The following is a 6937-nucleotide window of genomic DNA, read 5'->3' as shown; positions in this document are numbered from 1 at the left end:
TTCTGAGATCGGGCGATTTGTATTGAAAAACGGTTTATTATTAGGTGCTTACGTTGCTTGTTTGATTTCCTTAGCTACAACGAAGGAAACTAAGACAGTTGACTTTACTAAATAAGCATTAAAAAAGGTCTGCGTGGGCAGACCTTTTTTCGTCCTATGTTTTATCAGCTAATAATTGGCGTAGCACTGCAACTTGTTGCTTCAGCTCTGCACCGATATCCGTTTCTCCAACTAGCTTACGTTGCGAAACTTGATCGACAATTCGTTTGGTGGAAATAATATCAGTTAAGTTCGCGATAGCGTCAGCTTTAGAGGTGAAAGGTTGGTGGGTGACTAATTGCATGCCGTATGAATTATATAGCAGGGTGTAACCGCCAATACCAGTTGTTTTGTGGTACGGCTTGGAAAAGCCGCCATCAATAACAATCATTTTGCGGTCGGCCATCACCGGTGTTTGGCCTTTCTTAACTGGCGTATGGCCATTGATCACGTGACCAGTTGCTGGGGACATGCCAAATTCTTCCAGTACCGTATCGACAAACCAAGCGTGGCGCCGTAACTTGTAGTAGGGATTCGTTTTTTCCTCATGAGTTGCGGGATCTTTGATGAAATAACGTTCAAAGGTGGTCATATCGTGTTTTCCGAACAATGGGGATAACGGGCCAGTCCATAGATACCAAAGTAAATCAGTGGCACAATCGTCTTCTTCACTGGGATGGGCAAAGCTGGCACGCAAATTCTGTTCAAAAACATCGAGTAAGGCCTTGCCAGCATAGTCTTTACCGTGTAATTTAAAGGCTTGAAAATGGCCATCGGCGGTAACTGGAATACAACCGTGAAATAACAAATTATCATTGTAGGTCAGGTACATACTGCCCTTGCGCATCAAAAAAGTCATGTGGCGGCGTAACTTGTCTGAATGCTGAAAGGCAGCCAATAATTGATCAATGACCCGCTGTTCTTCTGGTAATAATTTATACGGGTCAGCTGGATCGATTGTTTGAAAACAGGTATTTTCCAATGGATAAGTTTTATGGTGTAATTCAATTGTCATTTTTTGATAGTCAATTTTGTCTAACAAGCGGCGGTGAGCCATTTGAAATTCAGGACGGCGCGCAATTACCGGGCCTTCTAATTTAAATTGGATTATGGCGATGGCCTGATGAATCTGCGTGATCTGCAATGCTTCACCTTTGGAGAGGCGGCGTTCACTGTGTAATTGTTTAGGGCGAAAAGCAGCGTTATCTTGGTAATGTTCTTCGGCAAACAATGATAAATGGCGTAAATTAATCCCGTACGCGTCTTCGATAATACTAAGATTATTGTAGCGCGCACAAATACGCAATAAGTTGGCCAAGCATAAGCGCGAACCGGAAACAGCGCCAAGCCATAAAATATCGTGATTACCCCACTGAATGTCTAAGGAATGATGCTGCATCAGGCGCTCCATGATCAATTCTGGATGCGGACCGCGGTCATAAATATCGCCAACTAAATGCAAATGATCGACTACCAACCGCTGGATCGTGTGGCAAGAAGCAATGATAAATTCGTCAGCTTGTTCCAGTGCGATGATATTTTCGGTGATCTGCTGGTAATAAGCGGCCTTATCGGGACTGTTGAAATCGCCATATAGCAACTCCTCAGTGATATAAACAAACTCTGGTGCCAGCGCTTTGCGAACCTTAGAACGGGTATATTTTGTGGAAACAAAATGCAATAGGGCAACCAAGCGTTGGAACGTATCTAAATACCATTGATGCAGATCAGCTGGATCGGCGTAATGCTGTTTAATTGCGGTTAAACGTTCGCGTGGATAGTAGATTAGAAATGAGAAACTACTAATTGTTTGCGGTGTCATTTTTCCTGAAAAAAGATCGGCGACTTTTTGCTTTACATTCCCTGAACCATTACGTAAAACATGTTGAAATGCATCGTATTCACCGTGGACGTCACTGATAAAAGCCTCGGTACTCTTCGGTAAACTTAAAATAGCTTCTAAATTTATCAGTTCAGTGGCCAAGGCGGTTTTCGTCGTGTATTCTTCCTTTAATAATGCTAAATCAGTTACATCCATACAGAAAATCCCTCCAAATATTGACTGTGTGTTTAAAGTATACCGCTTCCATATAAAAATACCAATTATATCTGTTAACGCTTTAAAACCGACTAAGTAGTCATCCGTGGTCTGTACCAATTTAAAATAAGCAAGTTTGCCAAGTTAATGGCACAAAAATAATTTGACAATTATGAGAAAAGAGGTTAGTCTTTAACACAACTTAATAAACCGTCCATAACTTCAAACACGAAGTTATAAACCGAAGAAGTGGAGATCAAGATCGTGATGCCCGCACAGAGAGCCGCCGCATGCTGGGAATGGTGGCAGGAAACAAACGATTAAATGGACCACGGAGGGCGCGAATAAAGAAAGAGTGCTAGACAGGACGGGTAATTTTTGAGGATCAGCCTAAGCAAGAACGTTAGCTTTGTAAAAGCTGGCGGGCTTGCTGTAGCTGACCGGAGAAAATTGTCCTGACTAGCACGTTTCAGCTAATTTAGCTGAAACGTGTTGCGAAAGGCAGGTCTCGAAGCCTAGCTACGTTTCAAAAATCATTTTCTGCGAAAATAATTCCTGAAACTAGGCTACGCTCGATACCTGAGCGCCTTTCGCAACACTCTTTCCATTACCTCGCGACGTGTTGGTATACGTAAGTTACCGAGAGGATGTTAGTCCTCTGCTAAGATGGGAAAGTACCGCTTATAGTCTATTTAGCGTACTTTCCAACTAAGGTGGCACCGCGGAATAATCCGTCCTTAACAATTAATTTTGTTATGGGCGGATTTTTTTAATTCTAAGGAGCGTGACCTAAATGAAACAACGATGGCAATTCTATCTGTGTTGACGTTATTACATGGATGGAGGAAAGATAATGGAAACAAGTGTTGAACGATTAATTTATACAGATGCGGCCTTTGCGCCAGAACAGATCACCGCGGCGTTGCGGCAGCAGGGGCAAGATGTTTATTTGCTGGATATGGCGCGGTATTGCTACTTAGGCTTTGCACCAGAATTGAATTTAACTTATTTAGACGGTCAACTGACAGTGACTAACGCTGCTGGCCAAACAACCACGCAAAATGGCGCTTTGCAACCTTATTTAGAAGACATATTACAAGCACAGCAAACAGAACGACAGGCTGATCTACCGCCGTTTAGCGGGGGTCTAGTTGGTTATTTTGCTTATGATTATGCCAAATATCAGCTGCCACTGCCGCAGCAAGTGGCTAATCCGTTGGGGTTAGCCGATGCTGGGTTGATGTTGCTGACGAAGGTGGTAGCTTATGATAAGCAGACGCAACAAGTTTATCTGTTACGAACGGTGCCAGTAGCACAACGTGAACAGGCGCAGCAGGAACTACAACAGCTTAAGCAATTATTGCAAAAGTTGCAGCAACAACAAGCTCATTTACCGGAGCCACGCTTAATTGAACCGTTAACGGCGCGCTTTAGCCAAGCCATGTATGAAAAACTCATTGGCCAAACCGTTGACCATATTTATCGTGGTGATATTTTTCAGATGATTTTATCCAACCCGTTGCGGGGACAGTTACTTGGTGATTTATTGCCGGTTTATCAGCAAATGACGGCGCCGTATCACTTTTATTTTAGTCAAGCGGACTTTCAAATTGCTGCAGCCTCGCCAGAAACTTTGTTGCGGCAAACTGGACAGCATTTAGCCACTTTTCCACTGGCGGGGACCCGCCGTCGTGGACATGATGCTGCGGAAGATTTAGCTTTACAACAGGAATTACAACATGACACTAAGGAAATCGCTGAGCACAATATGTTAGTCGATTTGGGGCGCAACGATTTAGGCCAAGTCAGTCAGTTCGGCAGTGTGGCAGTGACTGAGCACATGGTACTAAAGAAATTCACTAAGGTGATGCACTTGGCGTCAACTGTGGAAAGTACTGCAGCGGCTGGGGTGACGGCGTTAACAGCGCTACAGGCGGTTTTTCCAGCGGGAACCTTGGCTGGGGCGCCGAAAGTGTCAGCAATGACCCTGATTGCGCAAATGGAGCAAGAAAAACGTGGCGCATATGGTGGCTGTTTTGGCTTTATCGACTTTGACGGTGACGCTGATTTTGCAATCGGTATTCGCTTGGCGCATAAAAAAGGGACAACAGTAACGGTCCATGCTGGTGCAGGAATCGTTGCCGATAGTATTCCGGCGCATGAATATCAGGAATGTTTTAATAAATCACGGGCGGTGGTTCAAGCACTGGCTGCAGCAACTAAGCAAACGGAGGTCCTTGCAAATGCTATTACTCATCGATAATTACGATAGTTTTACTTATAATTTATACCAACTATTAGGTCAATTTACGCCAGCTATCAAAGTGGTAAAAAACGATCAGATCACATGTGCGGAAATTGCGGCGTTGCACCCAGCGGCAATTATTTTGTCGCCGGGACCAGGTAATCCGGATGATGCCGGCGTTAGCTTAGCTGTGGTACGGGCCTTTTCAGGAAAAATTCCGTTATTTGGTGTGTGCATGGGGATGCAAGTTATTTGTCAAGCGCTTGGTGGTCAGATCGTACCCGCCAAGCAGTTGATGCACGGCAAGACATCGCAACTGCAAATCACTGCCGGTAGTCGGCTATTTGCCGGCTGCCCGCAACAAATGACCGTCGCACGCTACCACTCATTAGCGGTATCACCAAAACAGTTACCAGCTAATCTAAAAGTAACTGCTACGGCGGCTGACGGTGAATTAATGGCAGTCGAGGATCCAGCACAGATGATCTATGCTGTCCAATTTCATCCGGAGTCCGTTTTAACCGATACTGCTGCTGGGACACAGCTAGTCGCTAATTTTCTGCAACGGTTACCACAACAGTTAGCGGGATAGTTATTTAAATTGGGCATCGTATAGTTGCCGGTAATAGCCATGTTGGGCCATCAATTGCTGATGGGTGCCTGTTTCGACGACTTGACCATCATCTAGCGCAATAATATTATCAGCGTTATGCACAGTAGACAGGCGGTGGGCAATTACTAATGAAGTTCGTTGCTCCAGCAAATTGTCTAAAGCGTGCTGGATTGCTTTTTCAGATTCATTATCTAGAGCTGCCGTAGCTTCGTCTAAAATGATAATTGGTGAATCCTTCAATAAGGCACGGGCGATTGCGATCCGCTGTTTTTGACCACCAGATAAACGCATACCGCGTTCGCCAACCTGCGTTTCTAAGCCGTTAGGTAAATTTCGAATAAAGTCCGCAATATCGGCCAGTTGTGCAACTTGCGAAATCCGGTCATCGGTTGCTTGCGGTGCGCCGTAACGAATATTATCGCGAACGGTACCGTCGATCATAGCAACGTCTTGGGACACAATTGCGATGTGTTGCCGTAACGACTGCAACTCAATTTTTTTAATGGGAACACCATCGTATAAAATATCACCTGAATCTAAATCATATAAACGATCAAGTAAATTAGTCAAAGTGGTTTTACCAGAGCCGGAATGGCCAACTAAGGCGGTAGTCTGTGCATATGGAATGTCAAAGCTGACTTGCTTAATGGCTGGAACCGTTGTTTTAGTTTTTGAGCTATCGGGATAAGCGAAGCTAGCTTTTTGAATGCTGATTCGATCGTGAAAATCAGGGAAAGGGACTGCATTGGGTGCATTTAAAATAGTCGGCTGCACCTGTGATATTTCAACAATACGGCCATAGGAAACTAAGGATTGCTGTAATTGGTTTAGTAAGCGTGTGAAAGACTGGATCGGACTCTGCAACATGGCAACATAGCTGATATAGGCGACTAACCCACCGACAGTTAACTGTTTTTTGATTACAAAATAAGCACCTAGGAGCAGGATAATTGCGGTGCCGAGATAGTTAATAAAGCTGATCAATGGTGAAAAGACAGCTTGGTTCCACGTTGCGCTAACGGTATAATCACGATTTTCATTAGCAAATTCGGCGAACTTATCTGATTCTTGTGTTTCACTGGTATAGCTTTTGATCAACTCGATCTGAGTTAAGGTATTTTGCATTTGGTTAGACATTTTAGCTTGGGCGCCACGTGCTTTTAAAAATGACTGCCGAATTCGCGTCCGGAAAACACGATAAATCACGAACATCAACGGGAGGGTGATGGTTACGGCGAGTGCCATTTGCCAATTCACAAAGAAAATAAAAATATAAACGCCAATAAAAGTGAACATACTACCAATCATCGAAAGCATATTTGGCGAAATCAGGCTTTGTAAGTTATTAATGTCACTGGTGAGGCGCACCATGATATCGCCGGTTTTACTGGATTCGAAGAAGTGCGTGTCCTGGCGAATGATGCGCTCATACAATTCGTTGCGCAAGTCGGTGATCGTATTCTGACTCATAACGCCCATATAATAAGTCGAAAAATAATTAAAGACACCTAAGACAATTGCGGCCAATAGCATTAAACCAATCGTCCAAAAGAGCTCCTGAAAATTAGCTTTAGGAATAACTTTGTCGATAATATACTGGGTAAATTGTGGCATAATAAATTGCAAAACGGTCATCATGGCCAAAATTAAAACGTTGCCAATTAATAGCCAGCGATTTTTTAAAACCTTAGTAAAAACATATTTAAACATTTGATAAGTCGTGACTTGTTGTTCTTGCAAGTAGCTCATCTCCCCATTGATGTTAAGCCGGTTAACAATAGTTAAATTAGCCGTAAAAGGCAGACACAAGTAGTCTTTTTTGGCGTTTGTTTTTCAAAAATATTATGCGCTTTATGGCAATATTTCACCAACAATGTGCTTGTCAATGCCGCACGATAGTATAGAAAAGTAAAGTAAAATACTAGACTGAAATAAAAAAATTAAAATTACCCGAATTGTCAACCCAAGTGCAACACTTACTAGAATTAACTTATAATTGGTC

The 6937-nt window shown here is 43.3% G+C and carries 4 protein-coding genes; 2 read left to right on the top strand and 2 right to left on the bottom strand.

The genetic code is table 11. From position 1 onward, the window contains the following. Positions 1-154: 154 nt before the first annotated feature. Positions 155-2077 (bottom strand): fructose-1,6-bisphosphatase, encoded by a 1923-nt coding sequence (locus EKM80_RS14335; protein WP_125554344.1) that lies wholly within the window; start codon positions 2075-2077, stop codon positions 155-157. Between the two features lie 853 nt (positions 2078-2930). Between EKM80_RS14335 and EKM80_RS14330 the strand changes: the two genes are divergently transcribed. After that, positions 2931-4340 (top strand): anthranilate synthase component I family protein, encoded by a 1410-nt coding sequence (locus EKM80_RS14330; protein WP_164509588.1) that lies wholly within the window; start codon positions 2931-2933, stop codon positions 4338-4340. Next, positions 4321-4914, top strand: coding sequence for an anthranilate synthase component II (locus EKM80_RS14325; RefSeq protein WP_125554339.1), 594 nt, complete (start codon positions 4321-4323; stop codon positions 4912-4914). Before EKM80_RS14330 ends, EKM80_RS14325 begins: the two co-directional genes overlap by 20 nt. On the opposite strand, the gene EKM80_RS14320 is transcribed toward EKM80_RS14325, so the two are convergent. After that, a complete protein-coding gene (locus EKM80_RS14320; RefSeq protein WP_125554337.1) occupies positions 4915-6684 on the bottom strand; it encodes an ABC transporter ATP-binding protein in 1770 nt (589 codons plus the stop codon). It abuts the gene before it with no gap. Positions 6685-6937 lie beyond the last annotated feature (253 nt).

The organism is Loigolactobacillus jiayinensis, from assembly GCF_003946445.1.
Classification (GTDB): Bacteria; Bacillota; Bacilli; order Lactobacillales; family Lactobacillaceae; genus Loigolactobacillus; species Loigolactobacillus jiayinensis.
This window is presented reverse-complemented; position numbering and strand designations above follow the sequence as displayed.

Bases quoted from the DNA above. Each gene is read 5' to 3' on its own strand.
- EKM80_RS14320 (WP_125554337.1), bottom strand. From the start codon at position 6,684: ATGAGCTACTTGCAAGAACAACAAGTCACGACTTATCAAATGTTTAAA.
- EKM80_RS14335 (WP_125554344.1), bottom strand. From the start codon at position 2,077: ATGGATGTAACTGATTTAGCATTATTAAAGGAAGAATACACGACGAAA.
- EKM80_RS14325 (WP_125554339.1), top strand. From the start codon at position 4,321: ATGCTATTACTCATCGATAATTACGATAGTTTTACTTATAATTTATAC.
- EKM80_RS14330 (WP_164509588.1), top strand. From the start codon at position 2,931: ATGGAAACAAGTGTTGAACGATTAATTTATACAGATGCGGCCTTTGCG.